Consider the following 26,612-nt stretch of genomic DNA (forward strand, 5'->3'; position numbering starts at 1 on the left):
CCCGCGTGCGCTCGTGGGCGACACGCTCGCGCTGGCGCTGGGCCGCGGCCGGCGGGCTGACGGCGCTGCTCGCGCTGGACCAGGCGCTGCCGCCGCCGATCCCGCCGACCGAGCGCGGCAGCGTGATCGTCGCCGCCGACGGCACGCCGCTGCGCACCTACCCGAGCGCCGACGGCGTCTGGCGCCAGCCGGTCACGCCGGCGCAGGTCGCGCCGCTGTACCTCGAGGCGCTGCTGCAGTACGAGGACCGCTGGTTCCGCTGGCATCCGGGCGTCAACCCGCTGGCGCTGCTGCGTGCCGGCTGGCAATGGGTGCGCGCCGGCCGCGTGGTGTCCGGCGGCTCGACCTTGACGATGCAGGTCGCGCGCATCCTCGAGCCGCCGGCGCCCGGCGCGCAGCGCACGGCGCGCGCGAAGCTGCGGCAGCTGCTGCGGGCGCTGCAGCTGGAGCTGCGCCTGTCGAAGACCGAGATCCTGACGCTGTACCTGAACCATGCGCCGATGGGCGGCATCGTCGAGGGCGTCGAGATGGCCAGCCGCACCTACCTCGGTAAGTCAGCGGCCAGCCTGAGCCATGCCGAAGCCGCGCTGCTGGCCGCGCTGCCGCAGGCGCCGTCGCGGCTGCGGCCGGACCGGGCCCCCGCAGCGGCCGAAGCCGCGCGCGACAAGGTGCTGGAGCGCCTGGCGCAGCAGGGCCGCTGGAGTGCGGCCGCGGTGGCCGACGCCAGGCTCGAACGCGTCGCCGCGCAGCCGATCCGCGCGCAGTGGCTGGCACCGCTGGCCGCCGAGCGGCTGCGCCGGCGTGCGCTGGCCGAGCGGCATCCCCCCGGCACGCCGGTGCGCTCGACGATCGACGTCGAGCTGCAGGCGAGCATCGAGCGCATCCTGCTCGACCGCGCGAACCGCCTGCCGCCGAAGGTCTCGGCCGCGGTGCTGGTGATGCACAACGACACGCTCGAGGTGCAGGCCTACGCCGGCTCGGTCGACTTCGGCGACGGCAAGCGCGCGGCGCATGTCGACATGACCCGCGGCGTGCGCTCGCCCGGCTCGACGCTGAAGCCCTTCCTCTACGCGATGGCGCTCGACGACGGGCTGGTGCACAGCGAGAGCCTGCTGATCGACGCGCCACAGTCTTTCGGGGGTTATCAACCGGGCAACTTCCAGGCCAGCTTCAGCGGCGCGGTCAGCGTCTCGGAGGCGCTGCAGAAGTCGCTGAACGTGCCGGCGGTGGACCTGCTCGACCGCATCGGCCCCACGCGTTTCGCGGCGCAGCTGCGCGGCGCCGGCGTGCGCCTGCGGCTGCTGCAGGGCGATGCGCCGAACCTGAGCCTGATCCTCGGCGGCGGCGGCACGACGCTGGAGGAGCTGGTCGGCGCCTACCGCGCGCTGGCCCGTGGCGGCCTGGCCGGCAAGCCACGCCTGATGCCCGACGAGCCGCGCGTCGAGCAGCGCCTGATGAGCGAGGGCGCGGCCTTCATCGTGCGCGACATCCTCGAAGGCGGCGGCCATCCCGAACGGCCCTTCGCCGCGGCGCCGCGCCGCATCGCGTGGAAGACCGGCACCAGCTTCGGCTTCCGCGACGCGTGGGCCATCGGCGTGACGCCGACGCACACGCTCGGTGTCTGGGTCGGCCGGCCCGACGGCACGCCGAACCCCGGCCATTTCGGCGCCAACACCGCCGCGCCGCTGCTGCACGACATCGTCGCGGTGCTGCCGGATGCGGCCGCGCCGGCGACGCTGGCCCGGCCGGCCAGCGTGCAGCCGGCGCTCAGCTGCTGGCCGCTGGGGCAGGCGCTGGAGGCGACCGCGCCGGAACACTGCCTCGAACGCCGCAGCGGCTGGGCGCTGAACGGCGCGCTGCCGCCCACGCTGCCCGAGCGCGGCCGCACCGACGGGCTGCTGCGGGCCGCCGGCCACTGCGCCGATGGCCGGCCGCATGCCTCGCAGGCGCGCTGGCCCGCGGCGCTCGAAGCCTTCCGCAGCGACACCGCGGCGTCACCCTGCGGCGAACGGGCGGCGGTATCCGGCCTGCCGTTGCGCATCGTCGGGCTCGACGATGGCGCCGTGCTGCGCGCCGCGCCGGGCGCGAACGCGATCCCGGTCGCGCTGTCGGCGCAAGGCCAGGCCGAGGCCCGCGGCGGCGCCGCCTGGGTGCATTGGCTGATCGATGGCCGGCACGCGCAGCGCAGCCGCGGCGGCGAGGCGTGGACGCTGCGGCTGGCCGAACCGGGCCGCCACACGATCACCGCGATGGACGGCAGCGGCCGGCATCACCGCATCGCGGTGACGGTGGTGGCGAAGTAGCGGGGGGCGGCCGCCCGGCGGCCGGGGGCTCAAACAATCGTCAGGTGCTCGGTGCCCGCCGCGAGGTCCTTGCTGCGCGCGCGCACGCTGTGCAGCTTGATCGTCAGGCGCAGGTCGTTGACCGAATCGGCATTGCGCAGCGCATCCTCGTAGCTGATGAGGCCGGCCTCGAAGAGGTCGAACAGCGCCTGGTCGAAGGTCTGCATGCCGTGCTCGCGCGAGCGCTTCATCAGTTCCTTCAGTTCGCCGACCTCGCCCTTGAAGATCATGTCGGACACCAGCGGCGTGTTCAGCATGATCTCGACCGCGGCGATGCGGCCCTTGCCTTCCTCGCGCGGCAGCAGGCGCTGCGAGACGATGCCCTTCAGGTTGAGCGACAGGTCCATCAGCAGCTGCTGGCGGCGCTCTTCCGGGAAGAAGTTGATGATGCGGTCCAGCGCCTGGTTCGAGCTGTTGGCGTGCAGTGTGGCCATGCACAGGTGGCCGGTCTCGGCGAAGGCCACCGCGTGCTCCATCGTCTCGCGGTCGCGGATCTCGCCCATCAGGATCACGTCGGGCGCCTGGCGCAGCGTGTTCTTCAGCGCCTGCTCCCAGCCCTCGGTGTCCAGGCCCACCTCGCGCTGCGTGATGATGCAGTTCTTGTGCGCATGCACGAACTCCACCGGGTCCTCGATCGTGATGATGTGGCCGTGCGAGTGCTCGTTGCGCCAGTCGACCATCGCCGCCAGCGTCGTGCTCTTGCCCGAGCCGGTGGCACCGACCATGATGACCAGCCCGCGCTTGGTCATCGAGATGTCCTTCATCACCTGCGGCAGGCCGAGCTGGTCGATCGTCGGCAGCACCTGCGGGATGGTGCGGAAGACGAGGCCGATGTTGCCCATCTGGATGAAGGCATTGCAGCGGAAGCGGCCGATGCCCTGCGGCGCGATCGCGAAGTTGCATTCCTTCGTCTTCTCGAACTCGGCCGCCTGCTTGTCGTTCATCACCGAGCGGGCCAGCGCCATCGTGTGCTGGCCGGTCAGCGGCTGCGGCGACACCTTGGTGACCTTGCCGTCGACCTTGATCGCCGGCGGGAAGTCGGCGGTGAGGAACAGGTCGGAGCCGTTGCGCGAGATCATCAGGCGCAGCAGGTCGTTGACGAACTTCGAGGCCTGGTCGCGTTCCATGGACTAACTCTCTTTCATCCAGCTCACTGCGGCGCCAGCAGCGCGGACAGTCGCGCGCCGGTCTGGCGCAGCCGCAGCGCGATGCGCCGCGTGATCGATACCAGCAGCGCGGCCGCCAGCGGGGAATCCTCGGCCAGCAGGCCATCGAGGGCGGCGCTGTCGAGCACGGCCACGCAGCAGGGCGTCAGCGTACGGCAGGCGGAAAAACGCGGGCCGCCGTCGAACAAGGCCATTTCGCCGAGCAGGTCGCCGGCGCGCGCTTCCATCAGCCGCGTCGCGGTGCCGTTGGGATGCTTGCGCTCGACGACGACGCGGCCTTCCAGCAGCACCAGCAGGTGGTCGCCGATCTCGTCCTGCTTCAGCAGTTCGCGGTCGGCGGGCACGTCGGCGCCTTGCAGCCAGCGCGCCAGCCGCGCCGGTGCATCGTCGCCGAGCGAGCCCAGCGGCTGATCGGCGCGCCACAGCTGCAGCATGCGCTCGGCCGCCTCGGCCGGCGGCAGCGGATGGGCCTTCAGCTCGGCGGCGCGGGTGGCCCAGTCGACCATCGGCGCGGCGTCGTCGGCCGGGAACATGCTCGAGGCGAGCACCGAGTCGGTGACTTCCTCGCCGGCCGGGGTACGGCGGCTGCGCAGGCGGCTGAACAGCGTCTTCACGAGGGGACTTCGGTGGGGCGGCGCGCGGGCAGCGGGCGGGGTGTGGGCGAGGGCGGCGCTGCGGTCAACCGGGGAAGTTCTCGGGGAACTTGGCCTTGGCGCGGGCTTCCATCGGCGAGACGACGTTGCGCCGCACCAGGTCGGCCAGGTTCTGGTCCAGCGTCTGCATGCCCAGGTTCTGGCCGGTCTGGATCGCCGAGTACATCTGCGCGATCTTGTTCTCGCGGATCAGGTTCCGGATCGCCGAGGTGCCGATCATGATCTCGTGCGCGGCGACGCGGCCCGAGCCGTCCTTCAGCTTGCACAGCGTCTGCGAGATCACCGCGATCAGCGACTCGGACAGCATCGCGCGCACCATGTCCTTCTCGGCCGCGGGGAAGACGTCGACCACGCGGTCGACCGTCTTCGCGGCGCTGGAGGTGTGCAGCGTGCCGAACACCAGGTGGCCGGTCTCGGCGGCGGTCAGCGCGAGGCGGATGGTTTCGAGGTCGCGCATTTCGCCGACCAGGATCGCGTCCGGGTCCTCGCGCAGCGCCGAGCGCAGCGCGTTCGCGAAGCTCAGCGTGTGCGGACCGACCTCGCGCTGGTTGACCAGGCACTTCTTCGATTCGTGCACGAACTCGATCGGGTCCTCGACGGTGAGCACGTGGCCGTACTCGTTCTCGTTGAGGTGGTTGACCATGCCGGCCAGCGTCGTGCTCTTGCCGGAGCCGGTCGGGCCGGTCACCAGCACCAGGCCGCGCGGCTTCAGCGCGAGGTCGGCGAAGATCTTCGGCGTGTTCAGCTGCTCCAGCGTCAGGATCTTGCTGGGAATCGTGCGGAACACCGCGCCGGCGCCGCGGTTCTGGTTGAAGGCATTGACGCGGAAGCGCGCCAGGCCCTGGATCTCGAACGAGAAGTCGACCTCCAGCACGTCCTCGTACTGCTTGCGCTGGGCGTCGTTCATGATGTCGTAGACCATCGCGTGGACCGCCTTGTGGTCCAGCGCCTCGACATTGATGCGGCGCACGTCGCCATGCACGCGGATCATCGGCGGCAGGCCGGCGGACAGGTGCAGGTCCGAGGCCTTGTTCTTGACGGAGAACGCCAGCAGTTGCGTGATGTCCATGAGGGGTGTGCAGTAGGCTCGGGCGATTATGACGAGCGAGTCCATCAAGTTACAACAAGTCCGGGAGCGGATCGGCCACGCTTGTGCGCAGGCCGGCCGGCCCGTGCCAAGCGTCACGCTGCTGGCGGTCAGCAAGACCTTCGGCCCCGACGCGGTGCGCGCGGTGGCCGCCGCCGGCCAGCGCGCCTTCGGCGAGAACTACGTTCAGGAGGCGCTCGACAAGATCGCCGCGCTGGCCGACGTGCAGCCGCCGCTGCAGTGGCACCTGATCGGGCCGCTGCAGAGCAACAAGACGCGCGTCGTCGCCGAGACCTTCGACTGGGTGCACTCGGTCGACCGGCTGAAGATCGCCGAGCGGCTGTCGGCGCAGCGGCCGGCGCACCTGCCGCCGCTGCAGGTCTGCCTGCAGGTCAACATCAGCGGCGAATCGAGCAAGAGCGGCGTGAAGCCGGCCGAGGTTCCCGCGCTGGCCAGGGCGGTGGCGATGCTGCCGCGCATCACCCTGCGCGGGCTGATGGCGATTCCCGAGCCGGCCGGCGACTTCGCGGCCCAGCGCGCGCCGCACCGGGCGCTGCGCGAGCTGTTCCAGGCGCTGAAGGCCGACGGGCTGGCGCTGGACACGCTGTCGATCGGCATGAGCGCCGACCTCGAGGCGGCGATCGCCGAGGGCGCGACAATCGTGCGCATCGGCAGCGCGATCTTCGGCAGCCGGCCCGCCGCGGCGCCCGCGGCCTGAACCTCCTCAACACGACCCCATCACCATGCGTACCCGACTCGCCGGCGTGGCCGCCGCTCTTCTTCCGCTCGTCCCGCTCGTCCTGATCGCCGGCTGCGGCAAGCAGGGCGTCGAGCTCGGCCAGGGCGGCTCGGTGGTCACCGGCGGCGCCGGCCCGCAGGGGGCGAACAACGCGGCCAAGCAGCTGGTCAAGTGCGACGCGCCGGTGGCGGTGGTCTCGCTGGTCGAGAACCAGAACGGCTACACCGGCATCGGCCGCGGCGGCCTGCCCGAGTCGCCGCTGCCGCTGGTGCGCGTGCTGATGCAGCAGAGCGGCTGCTTCCGCATCGTCGACCGCAACAGCGGCCTGAAGGCCACGGTGCGCGAGCAGGAGCTGAAGGAGCAGGGCATCCTGCGCGAGGACGGCAGCGTCAAGAAGGGCCGCGGCATCGTCGCGCAGTACAGCGTCGTGCCCAGCCTGACCTTCAGCGAGCAGGACGCCGGTCGCCAGCTCGGCGGCATCCTGGCGGCTATTCCCGTGCTGAACAAGTTCGCCGGCGCCGCCGAGCAGGTCAAGTTCAAGGAAGCGCAGGTCGTGCTGCTGCTGACCGACAACGAGACCACCGAGCAGCTGTCGTCGGCCACCGGCGCGGCGCGCAGCACCGACCTGGGTCTCGGCGGCCTGGTCGCCGGCGGCGGCGGTGGCATCGGCGGCCTCGGCTGGAGCAATACCAACGAGGCCAAGGTGATCGCCGCGGCCTTCCTCGACGCGCACAACCACCTCGTACAGCAGGTGCGCACGCTGGCGGCCAAGCCGCTGCCGGAGCCGGTGGCCACCAAGGCCAAGAGCTGATCCGGCAGCGCCGCTCGGGGCGCGCCCCGCGCACACGCGAAGTACTCCCGCGCGCGGCGAAGCTTTCGCGGTTTGCCCGCCGCAAAAGTGGATGGCACGCGTCTTCGTGCTACGAGAAGCGTCGGTTCGAAAGAGGGTTTGACGGAACACTGCGCCGCGCAGCGTCACGGCGAATAGCCGGTGCGCCGTGAATGCCGGCCGAAGCAGTGCGACTGAGGGGTCGCGGCCTTCGGTCCGGAACAGCCCCACCCTTGACCGGACCCGACTAGATGAAGAACTCCGCTCACCTCGGCCGCGCGATCGTCGCTGCCATCGCCCTGCTCGCCGGTGCCACGGCCGTGCAGGCCCAGTCCAGCGTCACCGCCTATGGCCGCCTGAACCTGACGGTCGAGCGCCAGAAGGAAGGCAATGTCAGCAAGACCGTGCTGCAGAACAACTCGTCGCGCATCGGCTTCAAGGGCACCGAGGACATGGGCGGCGGCCTGAAGGCCGGCTTCCAGCTCGAGCACGGCTTCAACGCCGATACTGGCACGCAGTCGCAGACCGCGTTCTGGGCCCGCCAGAGCGAAGTGAACGTCGGCGGAGCCTTCGGCACCGTGCGCCTGGGCAACTTCACCAGCGAGGCCTACTACGCGACGGCCGACTACATCAGCAACCACAACCACGACACCGGCAGGTCGTCGGACGCGTTCTACGCCTACGTCGGCCGCAACACCAACAAGATCGCCTACCGCCTGCCGTCGCTGGGCCCGGTGACGGTCGAAGGCGCGATGTCGCTGCACGAGACGACCAACGGGTCGGGCAAGAACAGCTACGACCTGGCCGCCAACTACCAGGCCGGCCCGCTGCACCTGGGTGCCGGCTACGAGAAGAACGACAAGGCCAACCAGTTTGCCGTGCGCGTGTTCTACGAGCTGGGGGACTTCGGCCTCGGCGCCTACGTGCAGCGCGACGAGAACGGGTATGGCGCGAACTACGGCAAGCGCACGACCACCCGCCTGTCGGCGATGTACACGCTCGGCGGCCTGACCGAGTTCCACCTGAACTGGGGCCACGCCGGCAACTACAGCGACTACTTCAAGGCCACCGGCATCCGCGGCGACTCCTCGGCCAACCAGTTCACCGCCGGCATTAACTACAAGCTGAGCAAGCGCACCAAGGTCTACGGCTTCTACACGAAGGTCGACGACAAGGGCACGATCTACGGCGACTTCAGCTCGCTGGCGGTCGGCCTGCGCCACAACTTCTGATCGCCACGACGGCAACCACTTTCGAAAGCACGACATGAAGAAGCACTTCGTCATCCATTCGATCGCCGTCGCTGCGCTGGCGATGTTCGCCGCCCAGGCGCAGGCCCAGGAGGTCGTCAAGATCGGCCACGTCGGCCCGGTCTCCGGCGCGCAGGCGCACTACGGCAAGGACAACGAGAACGGCGCGCGCATGGCCGTGGAAGATCTGAACGCCAAGGGCGTGACGATCGGCGGCAAGAAGGTCAAGCTCGAGCTCGTCGCCGAAGACGACGCGGCCGATCCGAAGCAGGGCACCGCCGCCGCGCAGAAGCTGTGCGATGCCAAGGTGCACGGCGTCGTCGGCCACCTGAACTCGGGCACGACGATCCCCGCGTCGACGGTCTACAACCAGTGCAACCTGCCGCACATCACGCCCTCGGCCACCAACCCGAAGCTGACGCAGCAGGGCTACAAGACCACCTTCCGCCTGCTGGCCAACGACAACGCGCTGGGCGCCGGCCTGGCGCTGCACGCGGCCAACAACCTGAAGCTGAAGAAGGTCGCGATCATCGACGACCGCACCGCCTACGGCCAGGGCGTCGCCGAGGTCTTCAAGAAGACCGCCGCCGAGAAGGGCATCCAGATCGTCGACGAGCAGTTCACGACCGACAAGGCCACCGACTTCATGGCCATCCTGACCGCCATCAAGGCCAAGGCGCCGGACGGCATCTTCTTCGGTGGCATGGACCCGCAGGCCGGCCCGATGCTGCGCCAGATGGAGCAGCTGGGGCTGTCGAACGTCAAGTTCTTCGGCGGCGACGGCATCTGCACGGCCAAGCTCGCCGAGCTGTCGGGCGGCGCGAAGACGCTCGGCAACGTGACCTGCGCCGAAGGCGGCGCGTCGCTGGACAAGATGCCCGGCGGCAAGGCCTGGAAGGACCGCTACGACAAGAAGTACCCGGGCCAGTTCCAGGTCTACTCGCCGTACACCTACGACGCCGTGCACGTGCTGGTGGATGCGATGCAGCGCGCCGGCTCGACCGACCCGAAGGTCTACATGCCGAAGCTGAAGGAAGCGAACTACCAGGGCGTGACCGCCAAGGTGGGCTTCGAGGCCGACGGCGAGCTGAAGAGCCCGGCCATGACGCTGTACGTCTACAAGGACGGCAAGAAATTCCCGCTGTGAACTTCCCCCGGTGAGGGGGCCGGTGGCGGCGCGCCCGGGAAGCGCGCTACCGCCGCGAACGATGCGACCAGTTGATCGACGGGCCCCTGCCAGGGGGCGAGCTTCAGGGGCGGCCGCGAGGTCGCCCCTTTTTTTTGTCGCCCCCGAAATGGGGGTTGCACCGTACGGGCGGCGGGCGCTCAATCGGCATGCGCAACAGGTTGTTCTCGATGTCGCCGGACGTTTGTGCGTCCGTGCGGTGAAGGAAGGAGAAACACACATGGTGCATGCGCGTGAAGCAGGCCGCCGCACGGCGCGCTTCCTCGTGGCCGCCGCGGCGGCCCTCGGGTCGCTGGCCGCGATGGCCGGGCCCGCGGTCTCGATCCCCTCCACCCCCGACACCGACGGCCGGATCAATGTGCGCGGCAATGGCGTCGCGGCGTACAGCAACGTCACCGTGCGCATCACGCACGACCAGCTGACGCCGATCGACCTCGTCGCGCAGGCGGGCGCCAGCGGCAGCTTCGTCGTGAAGTTCGAGCCGCAGATCACCGGCGCGTACGCGGTGGCGGTCTTCGACAGCAGCGGCAACCAGATCGGCACCGGCCGCTTCGGCCACTTCCGCTGACGAACGCGGCCGCGGCGGCGGCGCAGGAGGGACACACCATGGGCCGTTGGGGCTGCCTGATGCTGTGCGGGGCGCTCTTGGGCGCCGCCGCGCCGGCGTTCGCCCAGGCCGGCGGCGTGCTGTTCGTGTCGAACCGCGCCGGCAACGCGCAGATCCACCTGATGCGCGCCGACGGCGCCGGCGACCATGCGCTGACGCAAGGACCGCAGGAGAACACCGAACCCGCCTGGTCGCCCGACGGCCGCCGCATCGCCTTCACGTCCTACCGCGACGGCAACGCCGAGATCTACGTGATGGACGCCGACGGCACGAACCAGAAGCGCCTGACGCACTCGCCCCAGGCCGACAACGCGCCGGCGTGGACGCCCGACGGCCGCATCGTCTTCCGCTCGATGCGCGAGCGTTATGCGAACTTCTATCGCATGGACGCGGACGGCGGCCAGCTGCAGGCGCTGACCGCCACGCAGCTCGACAAGGGCGGCCCGGTGCCGTCGCCCGACGGTCGCTGGATCGCCTTCGTCGGCCATGACGTGATGGGCGCGGGCGACATCTACACGATGCCGGCCGGCGGCGGCGAGGCGAAGAACGTCACCGCCGCGCTGTCGAAGAACCAGAAGGGTTTTCCGTCATGGTCGCCCGACGGCCGTCGCCTGGCCTTCGTCGAGAGCAAGGGACCGGCGCTGAACATCCGCTCGATCGCGCCCGACGGCTCCGACCCGCAGACGATCACCGACAACCCGTTCACCAATGCATCGCCGGTCTGGTCGCCCGACGGCCGGCAGCTGGCCTTCGTCTCCAGCCGCGAAGGCTCGCGCAGCGAGCTCGCGCGCGGCGACATCTGGGTGATGCGCGCCGACGGCAGCGGCGCGGTGAACCTGACGCGGCACCCGGACGAGGACAACTACCCCGCGTGGTCGGCCGACGGCACGGCGATCTACTTCGTCAGCCTTCGCGACGGCCGCGCCCAGCTCTACGCGGTGCCCGCGCAGGGCGGCGACGCGACGCGTCTGACGCGTCACGACGGGCACGACGTGATGATCCGGCCCTATGTGCAGCGGCCGTCGCCCGCGTCCGGCGCGGCGGCGCTGGCGCTGGGCCCTCGATGAGCAGCAGGAGGCGCGCATGAACGTTCTTCGCAGATTCGCAACGGCACCGGTCGCGCTGGCCCTCGCCCTCGCGGCGGGGCTGGCGGCAGCGGCCAGCAAGACCTATACGCTGGACGCCGACTTCGACCTCGGCACGCTGATCGGCGTCAACCACAGCGCGCCGAACAACCACCAGCTGCAGCTCAACGTCTCGGGCACCAGCTTCCCGGTGCTGTGGATCGCCAATGCCGGCGAGGACACGCTGTCGAAGATCGACTCGACGCAGATCGGCGGCTCGCCGGGCCGCGAGCTGTCGCGCTACCGCACCTGGTTCGGCTCGGGCACCTACGCGCACGACGCGTGGAACGGCCCGGCGCCCTCGCGCACCGCGGTCGACACCGACGGCAATGCCTACGTGCTCAACCGCTCCTTCGGCGGTTATCCGACGCTGTTCAAGATCCTCGCCAGCGGCTACATCGACCGCAACGGCAACGGCGTGATGGACACCTCGGTCGACACCAATGCCAACGGCTCGATCGCGCTCGCCGAGATGAAGCCGCTGACCGATACCAACGGCAATGGGGTGATCGATCCGTCCGAGATCCAGGACGAGCGCATCGCCTGGGTGCGGCGCGTGCCGGACGGCCTCTACGGCGGCGGCATCACCCGCTTCAACGGCATCGGCCGCGCCTTGTGCATCGGCACCGACGGCAACCTGTGGGTCGGCCTCTACAACAACGCCGAGTACTTCAAGGTCAGCTCGGCCGACGGCCACACCATCGCCGGGCCGGTCGGCACCGCCGGCTGGCCGAACTACGGCTGCCTGATCGACCACAACGGCACGCTGTGGGGCGCCAACTGGCCCTACGGCATCCTGACCCGCATCGCCAACACCGGCAGCGACGCCGGGCCGCACACCTTGCGCAGCATCCCGGTGCCCTCGGCGGTGTACGGGCTGGCGCTGCGCCGCGACGCCGCCAACGTCACGCGCGTGATCATGGGCGGCTCGGGCTGGAGCTATGTCGAGCACGTCGACGACGGCACCAACAACGCGTCGACGCCGGCGGCGGTGTTCTACGCCACCTACGCGGTCGGCACCGACAACGACGGCAACATCCTTGTCAGCAAGCGCAGCGGCGGCGTCACCAAGTTCACCGGCGCCGGCGCGGTGATCTGGGACAAGGGCAGCCAGGTCGGCAGCTCGGACAGCCGCGGCGTGATCCCGGATGCCGCCAACAACGTCTGGCAGGTGCACCGCCAGACCCACAACATGGCGAAGTACACGGGCGCGAGCGGCGACTTCCTCGGCGTGATCCCGGTCGGCTTCGAGCCGTACACCTACAGCGATGCGTCCGGCACCGCGGCGCTGAGCATCACGACGAAGACCGGCACCTGGACCGTGATGCAGGACGGCGGCGCCGCCGGCACGCCCTGGGGCACGGTGTCGTGGAACGCCAGCGTGCCCACCGGCGCCGGCGTCACCGCCGAGGTGCGCGCCGCCGACGTGGCGGGCGACCTCGCGAGCAAGCCCTACGTGCCGGTGACGAGCGGCGTGGCCTTCGGCCAGGCCGGCCGCTTCCTGCAGGTGCGCATGACGCTCGATGCCAATGCGGCGAACCAGTCGCCGGTGCTGTTCGACGTGACGGTGGCCAATGCGGTCAACGCCTGCGATGTCGACGGCGACGGCGATGTCGACACGGCCGACCTGGCGCTGATCCGCGCCGGCATCGGCAAGCCACTGATCACGAACGACCCGCGCGACGGCGACGGCAACGGCGTGATCGACGCGCGCGACGTGCGGGCCTGCACCTTCAAGTGCACGCGCAGCAACTGCGCCACCTCGGCCCCGATCTGAAACCGATGCTGCGAAAGACGACCATGAAGCAACATGCCATCGCCCTGGCCCTGGCCGCGCTGCTCGCCGCGCCGGCACAGTCCGCGATCGTCTCGATCGTGCCCAGCGTCTCGTCGCAGGTGACGGGCAGCCAGTTCTCGCTGGACGTCAATGTGAGCGGCCTGGGCACCGAGATCGTCTCGGTGATCGACCTCAACGTGTACTTCGACCCGGCCATCCTCGCCGCGGTCAGCATCACGCTCGGTCCCGGCCTCGGCGGGCCGTGGACCGACCTGAGCACGCTGCTGGCCGACAGCTTCGACCTGTTCGTGTACTCGAACCTGGTCGACCCCTTCGACCCGGCGACCGACGACGCCCTGGCCGCCCTGCAGGCCGACGGCAGCTTTACGCTGCTGACGCTGACCTTCGACGCCGTCGGGCCCGGGATCTCCGAGGTGTCCTTCGGGCTCGGCGCCAACGAGCGCGACATCGTCGGCCGCAATGCCGAGTTCCTGGCAGTGACCTACAACGGCGCCTGCGTGGCGGTCAACAGCCCGACGGGCGGCAACTTCGAGTGCCCGATCCAGATCGCCGAGCCGGGCTCGGCGGCCCTCGCGGCACTGGCCCTCTCGTCGGCGCTGTGGGCGCCGGTGGTGCTGCGCAGGCGGCGCGACAGGGCGTCCTGACGGCCGCGCGCAGCGCGATGCGCAGGCCGGCGGCGCATCGCGATAATCCCGGGTCATGACGCTCACCGAGCTGCGCTACATCGTCGCCGTCGCCCGCGAGAAGCACTTCGGCCGCGCGGCCGAGGCCTGCTTCGTCTCGCAGCCGACCTTGTCGGTGGCGATCAAGAAGCTCGAGGAGGAGCTCGACCTGAAGCTCTTCGAGCGCGGCGCCAGCGAGGTCAGCGTGACGCCGCTGGGCGAGGCCATCGTGCGCCAGGCGCAATCGGTGCTGGAGCAGGCGGCGGCGATCAAGGAGATCGCCAAGCGCGGCAAGGACCCGCTCAACGGCGCGCTGCGCCTGGGCATCATCTACACGATCGGCCCCTACCTGCTGCCCGAGCTGGTGAAGCACGCGATCGAGATGACGCCGCAGATGCCGCTGATGCTGCAGGAGAACTTCACCGTCAAGCTGCTCGACATGCTGCGCACCGGCGAGCTCGACTGCGCGATCATGGCCGAGCCCTTCCCCGACACCGGCCTGGCGATCGCGCCGCTGTACGACGAGCCCTTCGTCGTCGCGGTGCCGAAGGCGCACCCGCTGGCGCAGCGCAAGCGCATCAGCGCCGACGAGCTGAAGAAGGAGACCATGCTGCTGCTGGGCACCGGCCACTGCTTCCGCGACCACGTGCTCGAGGTCTGCCCCGAGTTCGCGCGCTTTTCCAGCGATGCCGAGGGCATCCGCAAGAGCTTCGAGGGCTCGTCGCTGGAGACGATCAAGCACATGGTGGCCTCGGGCATGGGCGTGACGGTGGTGCCGCAGCTGAGCATGCCGCGCGATCCGCAGCCGCATGTGGCCTACATCCCCTTCGAGGACCCGGTGCCGACGCGCCGCGTCGTGCTGGCGTGGCGGCGCAGCTTCACCCGCTACGAGGCGATCGCCGCGCTGCGCAACGCGGTGTATGCCTGCGCGCTCGACGGCGTGCAGCGGCTGACGGCCTGAGCGCGCGCAGCCGCCGCGCCCGGCCGGCTATCGCGGCGCTTGACGCAATCGAATGGCCCCGTCGGGCGGCGCGGCCTAAGCTTGGGGTCATTGCGCCGGGTTGCAGTCGCCCGGCGCTAGAGTCCGTCGAACCCACTTCCGGAGGTCCCATGCCCGAGATCAAGAACCGCGGCCTGCCCGTCAACATCGGCATCAGCGAGGCCGACCGCGGTGCCATCGCCGGCGGCCTGGCGAAGCTGCTCGCCGACACCTACACGCTGTACCTGACGACGCACAACTTCCATTGGAACGTCACCGGGCCGATGTTCAATACGCTGCACGCGATGTTCATGGCCCAGTACACCGAGCTGTGGAACGCGGTCGACCCGATCGCCGAGCGCATCCGCTCGCTCGGCCACCCCGCCCCGGGCTCGTACGCGCAGTTCGGCCAGCTGGCGTCGATCAAGGACGCGCCGGCCACGCCGCCGAAGGCGCTGGAGATGGTGCGCATCCTCGTCGAGGGCCACGAGGCGGTCGCCCGCACCGCGCGCAGCATCTTCCCGCTGGCCGACCAGGCCAGCGACGAGCCGACCGCCGACCTGCTGACGCAGCGCCTGACGGTGCACGAACAGACCGCGTGGATGCTGCGCTCCCTGCTCGAGGAATAACGCCTGAAAGGCGCGGCCGCCGCAGCTTCAGGCCGCCGCTTCCACGGCCGTGCGCAGCGCCGGATGCTGCAGCAGCTGGCGCACGAACAGCGCCGCGTCGCTGCTCTTGGCCAGCACCAGCTGCGCGCCGGCATCGCGCAGCGCCTGCACGTCGGCATCCTGCAGCTCGGCCGACATCACCACCAGGGTCGGCGCCGGGCCGTCGTCCGACGCCGGCCGCGCCGCCGCGATGACCCGCGCCGCGCCGCCGTCGACGAGGTGCAGGTCGGTCAGCACCAGGTCGAAGCGCTCGCGGGCCAGCGCCGCTTCGGCACCGGCCACCGAGCCCACCACCGTCACCGGGCAGCCGGCATTGGCCAGCGCGTGCTCGATCAGCATCGCGTAGACCTCGGCGTCCTCGACCAGCAGCACGCGCCGCGGCGTCATGCGCCACCCGGGCGCCGCCGGCTCGGGCTCGGCCTGCAGCTCGGCCGTCCAGCGCAGCGTGATCGCCGTGCCGTGGCCGCGCCGGCTGTCCAGGCTCAGCTCGCCGCCCATCAGCCGCGCGATGTCGCGGCACAGCGCCAGCCCGAGCCCGGTGCGCGCGCCGGCCGCCGAGGACTCGCCGGCGATGAAGAAGGGCTCGAACAGGTGCGCCTGGTCCTCCGGCGCGACGCCCGGGCCCTGGTCGCGCACGCTGACCTCGACGCGGCAGCGCCGCGGCCCGTCGCCGTCGCCATCGAGCGCGTTCTCGCAGCGCGACTCGATCGTGATCTCGCCGCGTTCGCTGTACTTGATCGCGTTGGCCACCAGGTTGCGCACCACCTGCTGCACGCGCATCGCGTCGATGCGCAGCAACGGGTCCCAGGTGGCTGGGCGGTAGCGCAAGGTCAGCTGGCGTGTCTGCGCCGCCGGGCCCATCTCCAGCGCGACGCTGCGCAGCACCGGCTCCAGGTGCGCCGATTCCAGGTGCAGCGACAGGCGCCCGGCTTCGAGGCGGTCGCGGTCGAGCAGGTTGTTCAGCAGGGTCAGGGTCGAGCGCGCCGATTCGCGCAGGCCGGCCGCGATGCTCGGCTGGTTGCCCTGCGAGTGCCGCAGCAGCTCGGTGCCGGCAATCACCGAGTGCAGCGAGTTGCGCACCTCGTGCGCCAGGAAGGTGACGAAGCGCGCGCTGGTCTGGCTGGCGCGTTCGGCCACCTGCTGCGCGGCCTGGCGGCGGTGCACCTCGCGCTTCAGGCGCCGGCTGTGCCACCACCACAGCGCCAGCAGCGCGACGATCACGCCGCCGGCCCAGGGTGCCCAGCGCCGCACCGTCTCGCGCTGCACGGTGGCCGCCGAGGGCGCGTTCAACCAGCGCAGCTTCAGGTCCGGCAGGTCGGCGCTGGCGCTCGCATCGAGCGCGCGCTGGGCCACCGCGGCCAGGGCGCCATGGCGCGCCGCCAGCGCCAGGCTGTGCTGCACGCGCAGCTCGGGCACCGCGCCCATCAGCTGCACCGGCGCGCGCGGGCGTTCGGCGAGCAGGGTCGCGGCACCGATCACGTCGGCCAGCGTCGCGTCGGCCCGGCCCTGCTCGACCGCGTCGACGCAGTCGGCCAGCCGCCCGCAGGCGATCAGGTCGATCGCCGGGTAGCGCGAATCGACCCAGGTGCGCCCGGCGTGCGTGGCCGGCAGCGCGAGGCGGCGGCCGCGCAGCTGGCCCAGGTCCAGCAGCACCGCGTCGCGGCGGCCGATGATCGTCACCGGCTGCTCCATGTAGGGCCCCAGGAAGCGCAGCTGGCCGTCGTATTGCGCGCTCTCGTCGACGCCGATCACCCAGTCGACCTCGCCGCGCGCCAGCAGCGCCGGCAGTGCCTCGGGGCTGACGACGCGCCAGTCGCGCGGCCGCAGGCCCAGCCGCTGCAGCACCGCGCGCAGCATGTCCACCGTCAGACCGACCGGCTCGCCGCCGGCGCCGACGTCGATGAACGGCCGGTGGCCGGGCACCACCGCGATCACCGGCGCCGGCAGTGCGGCCAGGCGTGAGCGCTCGTCGTCGTCGAGCACGAAGGCGTTGTTGCGATCGGCCAGCGGCTGCGTGGCGCTCCAGCGCCGCACCATGGCTTCGACCGACCCCGGCGCCAGCGCGACGATCTCCTGCGACAGCCGCTGCGCCAGCGCCTGGCGCGACGGCGCCAGCGCCAGGTGCAGCGCGCCGGTCGGCAGCTCGAGCGTGCGTGCGACATGCAGGCCGGCGAGCTGCTCGTGCTCGATCAGCTCCAGCACCACCGGCAGCGCCTCGAAGGCGACGTCGGCGCGGCCGGAGGCGACGTCGCGCAGGCTCTGGCCGACGCTGTCGACGACCGCGCGCGTGGCCAGCGGGAACAGCGCGTCGGCTTCCTGCTCGCTGGGGTAGCCGTTGACCACCGCGACGATGCGGCCGGCGAGGTCGGGCGTCAACGCACCCGAGGGCGCGTCGCGGCGCGTCACCAGCGCCTGGCGCACCCGCCAGTAGGCCGCTGTGTAGGCCAGCTGCTCGTCGCGCGTGCCGCCGCTGCGGCGGACCGCGCTGGCCAGGTCGATGCGGCCGGCGAGCAGGTCGGCCTGCAGCTCGCTCCAGCGCGTGTAGCGCACCGGCCGCAGCGGCAGGTTGAGCTTGCCCGCGAGCACCTGCACCAGCGCGAGGTCCGCGCCACCCGGTTCGCCGCCCTCGGGCCACACCTGGAAGGGTGGCAGCTCGGCGAGCACGCCATAGCGCAAAGGTTCGGGCGCGGCCCGCGCCAGCGCCGTGCTCAGCAGCAGCGCCAGGCACGCGAACAACCAGCGCGAGACCATGCCCGCACTATCCCGCGCACACCGCCGCCGCGCAACGCGCCGAACCCGGGGGTCCGAGGTGCCGATGTCAGAGATCGTCGACGTGCTTCGGCCAGCTGGCCTTCAGCAGCCGCGACAGCGCGCGGTCGGCCAGCAGCTTGCCGCCGGTCTGGCAGCGTGCGCAGTAGTTGGTTTCGTTGTCGGCATGCACGATGCGCTGCACCGGCGTGCCGCAGTCGGGGCAGGGCTGGTCGTAGCGGCCGTGCACGGCCATCTGCGGGTGGAAGGCGGTGACCTTGTCGGGCCAGCCGCCATGGGCCGCGGCTTCGGCGCGCAGGCGCTCGGTCCATTCGCCCAGCACCGCGCGCGTCGCGTCGAAGAGCCGAGTGATCTCGTCGGCACCCAGCGCGCGTGTCAGTTTCACCGGCGACAGCCGCGCGCGGTGCAGGATCTCGTCGGAATACGCGTTGCCGATGCCGCTGAACAGCTGCGGGTTGGTCAGCGAACGCTTGAGCGTGTGGTTCTCGCGCTGCAGCTGCGCGCCGAAGGCCGCGGCGTCGATGGCGAAGACGTCGAGCCCGCCCGGGTCCATCGCCGCCAGCGCGGCGCGGTCGGCCAGCAGGTGCATCGAGGCGCGGCGCTGCGTGCCGGCTTCGGTCAGCACCAGTTGCCCGGTCTCGAACTCGAAGCTGGCGAGCGAGATCCGGCCCGGCGGCTTGGCGCCCGGGGCCAGCCAGCGCAGCCGGCCGGCGATCATCAGGTGGATCACCAGCAGGCGCTCCCCACCGGATCCTGGATCGGCGGCTGATGCCGCCGGTGGCCGCCGCAGCACCAGCACCAGCCGCTTGCCCAGCCGCTCGATGCCTTGCAGCGTGCAGCCCTCGGCCTCCGAGATCGGCGGCAGCGCGCTGCGCAGCACGAAGGGGTTCAGGATGCGCAGCCGCTTCAGCACCTGGCCCTGCGCCTTCGCGGCCAGGCTCTCGATGTAGACCGTCACGTCGGGCAACTCGGGCATGGGGCGAGTTTGCCTGCGCCCGCCGCACCGGGAAAAGGCGGCGCACGGATAATCGCCGGTTGCCTTTGCAGAACACCTTCCCATGTCCGCCGACATCCCGACCCAGGTGCGCCGCCGCCGCACCTTCGCGATCATTTCCCACCCGGACGCGGGCAAGACCACGCTGACCGAGAAGCTGCTGCTTTTCTCCGGCGCGATCCAGATCGCCGGCAGCGTGAAGGCGCGCAAGGCCTCGCGCCATGCGACGTCCGACTGGATGGAGATCGAGAAGCAGCGCGGCATCTCGGTGGCCTCGTCGGTGATGCAGATGGAATACCGCGACTGCGTGATCAACCTGCTCGACACGCCGGGCCACCAGGACTTCAGCGAAGACACCTACCGCGTGCTGACCGCGGTCGACGCCGCGCTGATGGTGATCGACGCGGCCAACGGCGTCGAGCCGCAGACGCGCCGCCTGCTGCAGGTCTGCCGCGCGCGCAACACGCCGATCCTCACCTTCGTCAACAAGCTCGACCGCGAGGTCAAGGAGCCGCTCGACCTGATGGACGAGATCGAGCGCGAGCTCGGCATGACGGTGGTGCCCTTCACCTGGCCGGTGGGCATGGGCAAGGTCTTCCACGGCGTGCTCGACCTGCGCGAGGAGCAGATGCGCGTCTTCAGCCCCGGCGAGGACCGCGCCGGCGCCGACGACGAGATCCTGGCCGGCCTCGACAACCCGGCCTATGCCGCGCGCTTCGGCATGCAGTACGAGCAGGCCAAGGGCGAGATCGAGCTGGTGCGCGAGGCCGCACCGGCCTTCGAGCGCACCGAGTTCCTGTCCGGCCGGCAGACGCCGATGTTCTTCGGCTCGGCGGTCAACAACTTCGGCGTGCGCGAGGTGCTGGACGCGCTGGTCGACCTGGCGCCGCCGCCGAATCCGCGGCCCGCGATCCAGCGCGAGGTCGGGCCCGAGGAGCCGAAGTTCACCGGGGTCGTCTTCAAGATCCAGGCCAACATGGACCCGGCGCACCGCGACCGCATCGCCTTCGTGCGTGTGGCCTCGGGCCACTTCGAGCGCGGCATGCGGCTGAAGGTGGTTCGCTCGGGCAAGGAGCTGCGGCCGAACACCGTCGTCTCGTTCCTGTCGCAGCGCCGCGAGCTGCTCGACGAGGCCTTCGGCGGCGACATCATCGGCATCCCGAACCACGGCGTGCTGCAGCTGGGCGACACGCTGACCGAAGGCGAGAGCCTGCAGTTCACCGGGCTGCCGTTCTTCGCGCCCGAGATGTTCCGCATGGTCGAGGTGGCCGATCCGCTGAAGACCAAGCAGCTGAAGGCCGGGCTGCAGCAGCTGGGCGAAGAGGGCGCGATCCAGGTCTTCCGGCCGGTCGCCGGCTCGGTGCTGATGCTGGGCGCGGTCGGCCAGCTGCAGTTCGAGGTCGTCGCGCACCGGCTGGAACACGAGTACGGCTGCAAGGCGCGCATCAGCCCCTGCCGCTTCCAGATCGCGCGCTGGGTCACCTGCGAGACCGGCGACGGCCCGGCGGCCGATGCGAAGGAGCTGCAGCGTTTCATCGACGGCAACAGCCACCGCATGGCCTACGACGCGGTGAACGCGCCGACCCTGCTGGTGGAGTACGCGCCCGAGCTGCGCGCGATCGAGGCCAACTGGCCGAAGATCAGGTTCCACGCGCTGCGCGAGCACGCGGGGCTGGTGTTCCAGAAGCAGCTCGACGGCTGATCGCCGCGCGTGGCCTCGTGCGGCCCGGCGGCCGCACTCAGGGCAGCGTGATCGTCACGTGCGCCGCCTGCGGCGCGAGCTTGATCACCTGCTGGTGCGCGGCGAGTTCGGCGGCGGTGTGCCGACCCAGCGACCACTTCAGCCCGATGAAGCCGAGCGTGCCGACCAGCGCGAAGATCGCGCCGAGCACCCACAGCGGCACGTCCCGCTTCAGGCGGTGCACGACACGGTCCGGCGGCTCGCCGTGCGGCGCGAAGGCAGCGCGCCGGCCGCGCAGGTGCGCGATGTCCTCGCCGAGCCGTGCGGTGAGGTAACCCAGCTTCTCGCTGCCTTCGAGCAGGTAGCGGCCCTGGAAGCCCAGCAGCAGGCACAGGTGGAACACCTCCAGCACCTGCACGCGCGGCGCGCCGTCGCTGCGCAGCTGCTCCAGGTATTCGAAGAAGCGCTCGCCGGCCAGTTGCTCGCCGAAGAACTCCAGCTGCAGCGGCCGCACTTCCCACTCGTCGCGGATGCGGAAGTCCGAGGTCAGGATCACCTCGTCGACCAGCGCGCAGAACGCGAACTTGGCCAGGAAGATGTTGTCGGCGCCCTGCTGCAGTCGCTGCGCGCCGCGCTCGAAGCCGTGCAGGAAGGCCCGCACGCGCTCGCGGAACGCGCCGGCATCGGCCGGCGGCTGCCCGTTGCGCAGCAGGAAGATCATGTAGCAGCCGTCGTACAGCAGGTCGAGCAGGTCGCGGGCATCGTGGCGCGGCCCCTGCGGGGCGTCCGCAGCGGCGCGGTGGCCGAGGGGTTCATGCTGCCCGAACAGCGAGGGCAGCGGGGCGCGGGCGTTCATCGTCGGGGTCCTTCAGCCGCAGGTCGTTCGGACGCGGGTTGTTCAGCCATTCAGCGCGAAGAGCTCGAGCTTCAGCTCGGGCAGGCCGGCGGGTGCGTAGACCACCGCGCTCTGCGCCTGCAGCATGCGTTCATAGAGCGGGCCGCGCGGCTCGATCGCAAAGTAGGCGGCGCCGGGCCGCACGGGTATGGCCGCCGGCACCTGCGGGGTGTGCGCGAGCCGCACGCCGGCGGTGGCGGCGAGCACCAGCTTGTCCACGTCGTCCGGCGCACCGACCTTGAAGCGCGGCGGCACCGCCTCGATCAGCTCGGACAGCGGCAGCGCCGACTGCACGCAGAGGAAGAAGGCGGTCTGCGGGCCGATCTTCTGCGAGTCGAGCCGCGCGCGATGGAACGAGGGCTTGACCTCGTCGAGGGCGATCGAGAAGCAGCGCGTCGAGATCACCGTCTCGAGCAGGTCGCGCAGGATCTCGTCGAGCCGGTTGAACGCGCGCTCGGGCTGGCGGTGCTCGTAGGCCGGCAGGTCGGCCAGCGTATAGGCCTTCGAGAAGGTCAGCAGCGCGCCGGCGAGCTCCAGCAGCGCTTCGTACAGCCGCTCGGGGTGCAGCGACGGGTGGTGCAGGTAGTGCGACAGGCGCGCGAACGCGCCGCTGGCGGTGTGCAGCAGCCAGAACGACGCGATGTCGCCGGAGCGGAACTCGATCACGTGGCGCGAGGGTTCGCGGTGGAAGCCGTAGAGCGCGTCGACCTTGGCCTGCAGCACGTCCAGCAGGCGGCGCAGCAGCAGCTGAAGGGTCGGCGCGGCGGCGATGGTGGTCGCCGGCGGCATGTGGCGCGCATCGAGCTCGAACACGCCGGTCGCGCTGCGCTTCAGGCGCACGAGCGGCAGGTGCACCAGGTGATCGCGCGGCTCGCTGTCGGGCAGGATGCGCAGGCAGCGGCGCAGCAGGCTGATGTCGGCTTCGGCGGCCGACGTGAACCAGTCGTTGGCCGGCGCATTGCGCTGGGCGTACCGCAGCGCGCCGTCGCCGACCAGCGCCGGGCTGAAGTTCGCGCCGTGGCTGCGCATCGGCGCGAGCGCGGCGTGGAAGGTCACCTCGAGCACCCCGGCGCCGAGCGAGGCCAGCGACAGCGCGTCGGGCAGCTCGTCGTCCTGCGGCGCGGAGTAGAGCTCGCCGTCGGGCAGCACCAGCTGCAGTTCCTCGAAGCGCAACACGCCGGCGGCCAGCGACTCGACGTCGATCTTCATGCGCCGCACGCCCCACGCATACGGATGCAGCGTGCGCGCGACCTCGGCCAGGCGCCACTCGTGGTACGCGTCCTGGCGCTGGAAATGCTGCGGCCGCAGAAACAGGCCTTCGCCCCAGAGCACTTTGGATGACGGAATCAAGTCGGACCTCGATGAATGAGGGGATGGGTGCCGGAATGAACGGCCGCTAACGCGTGAAACCAGCGTGAAGACCAGCGAATGGCTTCATCTGAAGGAACTCATCTGCACTGCACGCCGGCCACCCGCAGCGTCTCCGGTGCGGCATCGACCACCGGCCCTTCGGCCACGCTCATCGCGCAGCCGTGCAGGCCGAGCGTGATGCCGGTCTTCGCGGCCGCGCGGGCATCGAAAACGAAGCGCCAGCGCTGCTCCGCGGGCGCGCGGAACAGCGCGACCACCGCGACGTGCGACGCGTCCGCCGCCAGCGTCTCGATCACCTCGTGACGCTGGCCGGGCGCCAGCACCAGCTCGCGCGACTCGATCACGTCGCGGCTCCACGCGGCGTCGCGCGACGGGCTCTCCCGCGCGAAGTTGTCGTAGGGCGCCTGCATGAAGGCATCGCTTGCCTTCAGCTTGTAAACGCGCGCAACAATGGAAAGTGAGCGTCCCGCTGCATCGGTGTTCAGGCGATCGCCAGCATGCAATCGCAGCGTCACCTTCCGGGGGGCGGCGGGCAGCTCCTTCGGCAGGCCTTCAGGCACCGCCGGCGCCTTCAGGCCGACCAGCTCGAGGGCCTTCGAAACCGGGCCCTCTCCATTCGTGGCGCACGCGCCGCAGGCCGTTGCCGCGACAAGGACTCCCGACACGCGCGCGCAGCGGCGCAGGGCCGTCGACAACGTGGAATCGGAGCGTGATCGCATGGTCCGGATTGTCGATGCGCGACGGCGCGATTCGAACCGATGCGCGGGCTTCCGCGATCCCAAGTTCGTGGGGGACCCGGCGCGAAGAATGCCAGTACATTCGCCGCTCCGACGAGGCCGATGGGGCCGCGTCGATTGGCCGATAGCATCAACCAAGGAGGGTGGAATTGCGAAGTCCAGACGAGCAGTCCCGCCATCCGCATCGCGCGCCGGCGATCGCCGTCACCGCCCTCTGCGTGCTGCTCGCGCTGGGCGGTTGCGCCTCCGCGCCGGCACTCGCGCCGGCGCCGTCCGCGTCCACGCAGGTGCCGGTGCAGCCGAGCCTGCAGGAGCTGATGCAGCAGGCCCAGTCGGCGCTGCAGGCGAACCAGCGCGACGCTGCGCGCAAGGCGTGGCGCGCGGCCGCGAAGGCCTATCCGACGCAGAAGGCGCCGTGGCAGAAGCTGGCCGAGGACTACTTCGATGCGGCCGACTACGGCAACGCGATCCTCGCCGCGCAGGAGGTGCTGCAGCGCGATGCGCAGGACACGCTCGCGCACAGCGTGCTCGCGGTCAGCGGGCTGCGCCTGTCCACGGTGTCGCTGCTCGCGCTGCGCGAGCGCAGCGCCTACCCCGTCGGCAGCCGCGACGAAGCGCTCGGCCTGACACGCGCGATGCGCGAGGCGCTCGGCGAGACCACGCTGGTGCCGCCGGTGCGCGCCGATGCGCCGGTGGCCGCCACGCGCACGCCGGCGCCTGCCGCCCCATCGACGCGGCAGGCCGCCCATGCGCCGGCGAACCGCGCTTCATCCGTCGTGGTGCCGGTGGCGGCGCAGTCCGGTGCTACGCCGTCGGCCGTGAGCCGGCCGGCTGCCCCTCCTCCCGTGGCCGCGAAGCCCGCCGTGGTCGCCGCGCCCACCGCCCCCAAGCCGGCCGCGCTGGCGCCGGCCGTCAAGACCACCGACCCGTTCAAGGTCCTGAACTGAGGCCGCTCGACCCGAGCGGCCAGCGCTGAAAGGAACGCCCCATGGCGAAGAAGGAAAGCATCCAGAAGCGGCTGCAGAAGGTGCGGCCGCCGCGCGTGCAACTGACCTACGACGTCGAGATCGGCGATGCGATCGAGAAGAAGGAACTGCCCTTCGTCGTCGGCGTGCTCGGCGACTTCACCGGAACGCCCGATCCCGACAAGCCGCTGCCGAAGCTGAAGGACCGCAAGTTCGTCAGTGTCGACCTCGACAACATCGACGACGTGATGAAGGGCATGGCGCCGAAGGCGAGCTACCGCGTCGCCAACAAGCTCAGCGAAGACGGCGGCGAGTTCGCGGTGAACCTCGCGTTCGACAAGGTCGACGACTTCCGGCCCGAGTCGGTGGTGCAGCAGGTCGAGCCGCTGCGCCGCCTGCTCGAGGCGCGCAGCAAGCTGTCCGACCTGCGCAACAAGCTCGCCGGCAACGACAAGCTCGAGGACCTGCTCGGCGAGGTGCTCGCCAGCACCGAGAAGCTTGCACAGCTGAGCCAGGAAGCCGGCCCGCGGCCGGAATGACCGAACGCGGGCGCTCGACCCGCCGTCGAGCGTTCGCAGCCCGTGCACTGAACGAGGACTCCTTGCCATGAATGCCGCCATCGCCGAACAGCAGGCTCCCGCTGCCGCCGCCACCGAGACCAGCCTGCTCGACCAGATCGTCACGCAGAGCCGGGTCGCCCGCTCCGACGGTGAACGCACCCGCGCCAAGGACATCATCGGCGAGCTGGTGCGCGAGGTGATGCAGGGCACGGTGGTCGTCTCCGCCAACCTGTCGGTGACGCTCGATGCACGCATCGCCGAGATCGACCGCCTGATCAGCGCGCAGCTGAGCGAGGTGATGCACCACCCGCAGTTCCAGAAGCTCGAGTCGACCTGGACCGGGCTGCACTACCTGTGCAAGCACACCTCCACCGGTGCGGGCATGAAGATCCAGGCCTTCAACGCGACGAAGCGGGAACTGGTCAAGGACTTCAAGGCGGCGGTCGACTTCGACCAGAGCGCGTTGTTCAAGAAGGTCTACGAGGAAGAGTTCGGCACCTTCGGCGGCGCACCGTTCGGCGCGCTGATCGGCGATTTCGAGATGACGCGCAATGCCGAGGACATGTACTTCGTCGAGCAGATGGCGCACGTCGCGGCCGCGTCGCACGCGCCCTTCCTGTCGGCGGCGTCGCCGGAGCTCTTCGGCCTCGATTCCTTCGCCGAGCTCGGCCGCCCGCGCGACCTGTCGAAGGTCTTCGACACCGTCGAGTACGCGAAGTGGCAGTCCTTCCGCGAGAGCGAGGATTCGCGCTACGTCGGCCTGACGGTGCCGCGTTTCCTCGGCCGGCTGCCCTACAACCCGAAGGACGGCAATACCGTCGAGGGCTTCAACTACGTTGAGGACGTCGACGGCACCGACCACTCGAAGTACCTGTGGGTCAATGCCGCCTACGCGATGGGCGCGCGCCTGACGGCGGCCTTCGAGAACTTCGGCTGGTGCGCGGCGATCCGCGGCGTCGAAGGCGGCGGCCTGGTCGAGGACCTGCCGACCCACACCTTCAAGACCGACGAGGGCGAGGTCGCGCTGAAGTGCCCGACCGAGGTGGCGATCACCGACCGCCGCGAGAAGGAGCTGAGCGACCTCGGCTTCATGCCGCTGGTGCACTGCAAGGGCAAGGACTACGCCGCCTTCTTCGGCGCGCAGTCGGCGCAGAAGGCGAAGAAGTACGACTCCGATGCCGCCAATGCCAATGCCGTGCTGTCGGCGCAGCTGCAGTACATCTTCAGCGTCTGCCGCATCGCGCACTACCTGAAGGCGATGATGCGCGACAAGATCGGCAGCTTCGCGTCGGCGACCAACGTCGAGGAATTCCTCAACCGCTGGATCCACCAGTACGTCGTCCACGACGACAACGCGACGCAGGAAACCAAGGCCAGCTACCCGCTGCGCGAGGCCAGCATCCAGGTGTCCGAAGTGGCGGGCCGGCCCGGCGTGTACCGCGCCGTGGCCTTCATCCGGCCCCACTTCCAGCTCGACGAGCTTTCCGTGTCCCTTCGCCTCGTCGCCGAGCTGCCCACGTCCCAGAAGGGTTGATTCAACACACATCCAG

Annotated in this window: 23 protein-coding genes; 15 read left to right on the forward strand and 8 right to left on the reverse strand. The window is 70.6% G+C overall.

Annotated features, from left to right (window positions below; all coding sequences use genetic code 11):
- The first annotated feature begins 5 nt into the window (after positions 1-5).
- A complete protein-coding gene (gene pbpC, locus P1K89_RS21035; RefSeq protein ID WP_284618467.1) occupies positions 6-2,303 on the forward strand; it encodes a penicillin-binding protein 1C in 2,298 nt (765 codons plus the stop codon).
- A 29-nt stretch (positions 2,304-2,332) separates the two neighbouring features.
- Here the strand turns inward: pbpC and P1K89_RS21040 are convergent, their stop codons facing one another.
- The 3 genes from P1K89_RS21040 to P1K89_RS21050 form a co-directional block, all read right to left on the reverse strand.
- Positions 2,333-3,469, reverse strand: a complete 1,137-nt coding sequence (locus P1K89_RS21040) for a PilT/PilU family type 4a pilus ATPase (protein WP_284618468.1) — start codon at positions 3,467-3,469, stop codon at positions 2,333-2,335.
- Positions 3,470-3,492: 23 nt separating this feature from the next.
- Positions 3,493-4,122, reverse strand: a complete 630-nt coding sequence (locus P1K89_RS21045) for a cyclic nucleotide-binding domain-containing protein (RefSeq protein WP_284618469.1) — start codon at positions 4,120-4,122, stop codon at positions 3,493-3,495.
- Positions 4,123-4,186: 64 nt separating this feature from the next.
- The gene (locus P1K89_RS21050; protein WP_284618470.1) at positions 4,187-5,230 is read right to left on the reverse strand and encodes a type IV pilus twitching motility protein PilT; all 1,044 of its coding nucleotides are present in this window, start codon (positions 5,228-5,230) and stop codon (positions 4,187-4,189) included.
- A 28-nt stretch (positions 5,231-5,258) separates the two neighbouring features.
- Here P1K89_RS21050 and P1K89_RS21055 point away from each other — a divergent pair, with 28 nt between their 5' ends.
- The 10 genes from P1K89_RS21055 to P1K89_RS21100 all read left to right on the forward strand — a co-directional run bounded on the left by P1K89_RS21055 (position 5,259) and on the right by P1K89_RS21100 (position 15,051).
- Positions 5,259-5,966 (forward strand): YggS family pyridoxal phosphate-dependent enzyme, encoded by a 708-nt coding sequence (locus tag P1K89_RS21055; protein WP_284618471.1) that lies wholly within the window; start codon positions 5,259-5,261, stop codon positions 5,964-5,966.
- 25 nt (positions 5,967-5,991) lie between these two features.
- Positions 5,992-6,798, forward strand: coding sequence for a CsgG/HfaB family protein (locus P1K89_RS21060; RefSeq protein WP_284618472.1), 807 nt, complete (start codon positions 5,992-5,994; stop codon positions 6,796-6,798).
- A gap of 269 nt (positions 6,799-7,067) precedes the next feature.
- A complete protein-coding gene (locus tag P1K89_RS21065) occupies positions 7,068-8,048 on the forward strand; it encodes a porin (RefSeq protein WP_284618473.1) in 981 nt (326 codons plus the stop codon).
- A gap of 34 nt (positions 8,049-8,082) precedes the next feature.
- The gene (locus P1K89_RS21070) at positions 8,083-9,213 is read left to right on the forward strand and encodes a branched-chain amino acid ABC transporter substrate-binding protein (protein WP_284618474.1); all 1,131 of its coding nucleotides are present in this window, start codon (positions 8,083-8,085) and stop codon (positions 9,211-9,213) included.
- Positions 9,214-9,472: 259 nt separating this feature from the next.
- On the forward strand, positions 9,473-9,820 hold the full coding sequence (locus P1K89_RS21075; protein WP_284618475.1) for an SH2 domain-containing protein: 348 nt from the start codon (positions 9,473-9,475) through the stop codon (positions 9,818-9,820).
- A gap of 38 nt (positions 9,821-9,858) precedes the next feature.
- Positions 9,859-10,926, forward strand: coding sequence for a hypothetical protein (locus P1K89_RS21080; protein ID WP_284618476.1), 1,068 nt, complete (start codon positions 9,859-9,861; stop codon positions 10,924-10,926).
- A 16-nt stretch (positions 10,927-10,942) separates the two neighbouring features.
- Positions 10,943-12,760, forward strand: coding sequence for an NHL repeat-containing protein (locus tag P1K89_RS21085; protein WP_284618477.1), 1,818 nt, complete (start codon positions 10,943-10,945; stop codon positions 12,758-12,760).
- A gap of 23 nt (positions 12,761-12,783) precedes the next feature.
- The gene (locus P1K89_RS21090; protein WP_284618478.1) at positions 12,784-13,425 is read left to right on the forward strand and encodes a cohesin domain-containing protein; all 642 of its coding nucleotides are present in this window, start codon (positions 12,784-12,786) and stop codon (positions 13,423-13,425) included.
- A gap of 55 nt (positions 13,426-13,480) precedes the next feature.
- A complete protein-coding gene (locus tag P1K89_RS21095; RefSeq protein WP_284618479.1) occupies positions 13,481-14,404 on the forward strand; it encodes a LysR substrate-binding domain-containing protein in 924 nt (307 codons plus the stop codon).
- Between the two features lie 149 nt (positions 14,405-14,553).
- Positions 14,554-15,051, forward strand: a complete 498-nt coding sequence (locus tag P1K89_RS21100) for a Dps family protein (protein WP_284618480.1) — start codon at positions 14,554-14,556, stop codon at positions 15,049-15,051.
- A 27-nt stretch (positions 15,052-15,078) separates the two neighbouring features.
- Here P1K89_RS21100 and P1K89_RS21105 read toward each other — a convergent pair whose 3' ends face one another.
- Both P1K89_RS21105 and P1K89_RS21110 read right to left on the reverse strand, forming a co-directional pair.
- On the reverse strand, positions 15,079-17,841 hold the full coding sequence (locus P1K89_RS21105) for an ATP-binding protein (protein ID WP_284618481.1): 2,763 nt from the start codon (positions 17,839-17,841) through the stop codon (positions 15,079-15,081).
- A gap of 67 nt (positions 17,842-17,908) precedes the next feature.
- Complete coding sequence (locus tag P1K89_RS21110) at positions 17,909-18,835, reverse strand: Fpg/Nei family DNA glycosylase (protein ID WP_284618482.1); 927 nt, start codon at positions 18,833-18,835, stop codon at positions 17,909-17,911.
- A gap of 82 nt (positions 18,836-18,917) precedes the next feature.
- Here P1K89_RS21110 and P1K89_RS21115 point away from each other — a divergent pair, with 82 nt between their 5' ends.
- A complete protein-coding gene (locus P1K89_RS21115; RefSeq protein WP_284618483.1) occupies positions 18,918-20,555 on the forward strand; it encodes a peptide chain release factor 3 in 1,638 nt (545 codons plus the stop codon).
- 37 nt (positions 20,556-20,592) lie between these two features.
- Here P1K89_RS21115 and icmH read toward each other — a convergent pair whose 3' ends face one another.
- The 3 genes from icmH to tssJ form a co-directional block, all read right to left on the reverse strand.
- Positions 20,593-21,390 (reverse strand): type IVB secretion system protein IcmH/DotU, encoded by a 798-nt coding sequence (icmH, locus tag P1K89_RS21120; protein WP_284618484.1) that lies wholly within the window; start codon positions 21,388-21,390, stop codon positions 20,593-20,595.
- 42 nt (positions 21,391-21,432) lie between these two features.
- Complete coding sequence (gene tssK, locus P1K89_RS21125) at positions 21,433-22,779, reverse strand: type VI secretion system baseplate subunit TssK (RefSeq protein WP_284618485.1); 1,347 nt, start codon at positions 22,777-22,779, stop codon at positions 21,433-21,435.
- Positions 22,780-22,877: 98 nt separating this feature from the next.
- Positions 22,878-23,519, reverse strand: a complete 642-nt coding sequence (gene tssJ, locus P1K89_RS21130) for a type VI secretion system lipoprotein TssJ (protein ID WP_284618527.1) — start codon at positions 23,517-23,519, stop codon at positions 22,878-22,880.
- Positions 23,520-23,686: 167 nt separating this feature from the next.
- Here tssJ and P1K89_RS21135 point away from each other — a divergent pair, with 167 nt between their 5' ends.
- From P1K89_RS21135 to tssC, 3 genes are all read left to right on the forward strand, one after another.
- A complete protein-coding gene (locus P1K89_RS21135; protein ID WP_284618486.1) occupies positions 23,687-24,484 on the forward strand; it encodes a hypothetical protein in 798 nt (265 codons plus the stop codon).
- Between the two features lie 41 nt (positions 24,485-24,525).
- Entirely contained in the window at positions 24,526-25,041 is a 516-nt protein-coding gene (gene tssB, locus P1K89_RS21140) for a type VI secretion system contractile sheath small subunit (RefSeq protein ID WP_284618487.1), read from the forward strand.
- A gap of 67 nt (positions 25,042-25,108) precedes the next feature.
- Positions 25,109-26,596, forward strand: a complete 1,488-nt coding sequence (tssC, locus tag P1K89_RS21145) for a type VI secretion system contractile sheath large subunit (RefSeq protein ID WP_284618488.1) — start codon at positions 25,109-25,111, stop codon at positions 26,594-26,596.
- The last annotated feature ends 16 nt before the right edge of the window (positions 26,597-26,612 follow it).

Source organism: Aquabacterium humicola, assembly GCF_030167915.1.
Classification (GTDB): domain Bacteria; phylum Pseudomonadota; class Gammaproteobacteria; order Burkholderiales; family Burkholderiaceae_C; genus Pseudaquabacterium; species Pseudaquabacterium humicola.

Bases quoted from the DNA above. Each gene is read 5' to 3' on its own strand.
- P1K89_RS21095 (WP_284618479.1), top strand. From the start codon at position 13,481: ATGACGCTCACCGAGCTGCGCTACATCGTCGCCGTCGCCCGCGAGAAG.
- tssC (WP_284618488.1), top strand. From the start codon at position 25,109: ATGAATGCCGCCATCGCCGAACAGCAGGCTCCCGCTGCCGCCGCCACC.
- P1K89_RS21085 (WP_284618477.1), top strand. From the start codon at position 10,943: ATGAACGTTCTTCGCAGATTCGCAACGGCACCGGTCGCGCTGGCCCTC.
- P1K89_RS21055 (WP_284618471.1), top strand. From the start codon at position 5,259: ATGACGAGCGAGTCCATCAAGTTACAACAAGTCCGGGAGCGGATCGGC.
- P1K89_RS21040 (WP_284618468.1), bottom strand. From the start codon at position 3,469: ATGGAACGCGACCAGGCCTCGAAGTTCGTCAACGACCTGCTGCGCCTG.
- tssB (WP_284618487.1), top strand. From the start codon at position 24,526: ATGGCGAAGAAGGAAAGCATCCAGAAGCGGCTGCAGAAGGTGCGGCCG.
- P1K89_RS21080 (WP_284618476.1), top strand. From the start codon at position 9,859: ATGGGCCGTTGGGGCTGCCTGATGCTGTGCGGGGCGCTCTTGGGCGCC.
- P1K89_RS21050 (WP_284618470.1), bottom strand. From the start codon at position 5,230: ATGGACATCACGCAACTGCTGGCGTTCTCCGTCAAGAACAAGGCCTCG.
- tssJ (WP_284618527.1), bottom strand. From the start codon at position 23,519: ATGCGATCACGCTCCGATTCCACGTTGTCGACGGCCCTGCGCCGCTGC.
- P1K89_RS21075 (WP_284618475.1), top strand. From the start codon at position 9,473: ATGGTGCATGCGCGTGAAGCAGGCCGCCGCACGGCGCGCTTCCTCGTG.
- P1K89_RS21060 (WP_284618472.1), top strand. From the start codon at position 5,992: ATGCGTACCCGACTCGCCGGCGTGGCCGCCGCTCTTCTTCCGCTCGTC.
- P1K89_RS21065 (WP_284618473.1), top strand. From the start codon at position 7,068: ATGAAGAACTCCGCTCACCTCGGCCGCGCGATCGTCGCTGCCATCGCC.
- P1K89_RS21105 (WP_284618481.1), bottom strand. From the start codon at position 17,841: ATGGTCTCGCGCTGGTTGTTCGCGTGCCTGGCGCTGCTGCTGAGCACG.
- P1K89_RS21090 (WP_284618478.1), top strand. From the start codon at position 12,784: ATGAAGCAACATGCCATCGCCCTGGCCCTGGCCGCGCTGCTCGCCGCG.
- P1K89_RS21070 (WP_284618474.1), top strand. From the start codon at position 8,083: ATGAAGAAGCACTTCGTCATCCATTCGATCGCCGTCGCTGCGCTGGCG.
- P1K89_RS21115 (WP_284618483.1), top strand. From the start codon at position 18,918: ATGTCCGCCGACATCCCGACCCAGGTGCGCCGCCGCCGCACCTTCGCG.
- P1K89_RS21100 (WP_284618480.1), top strand. From the start codon at position 14,554: ATGCCCGAGATCAAGAACCGCGGCCTGCCCGTCAACATCGGCATCAGC.
- P1K89_RS21110 (WP_284618482.1), bottom strand. From the start codon at position 18,835: ATGCCCGAGTTGCCCGACGTGACGGTCTACATCGAGAGCCTGGCCGCG.
- icmH (WP_284618484.1), bottom strand. From the start codon at position 21,390: ATGAACGCCCGCGCCCCGCTGCCCTCGCTGTTCGGGCAGCATGAACCC.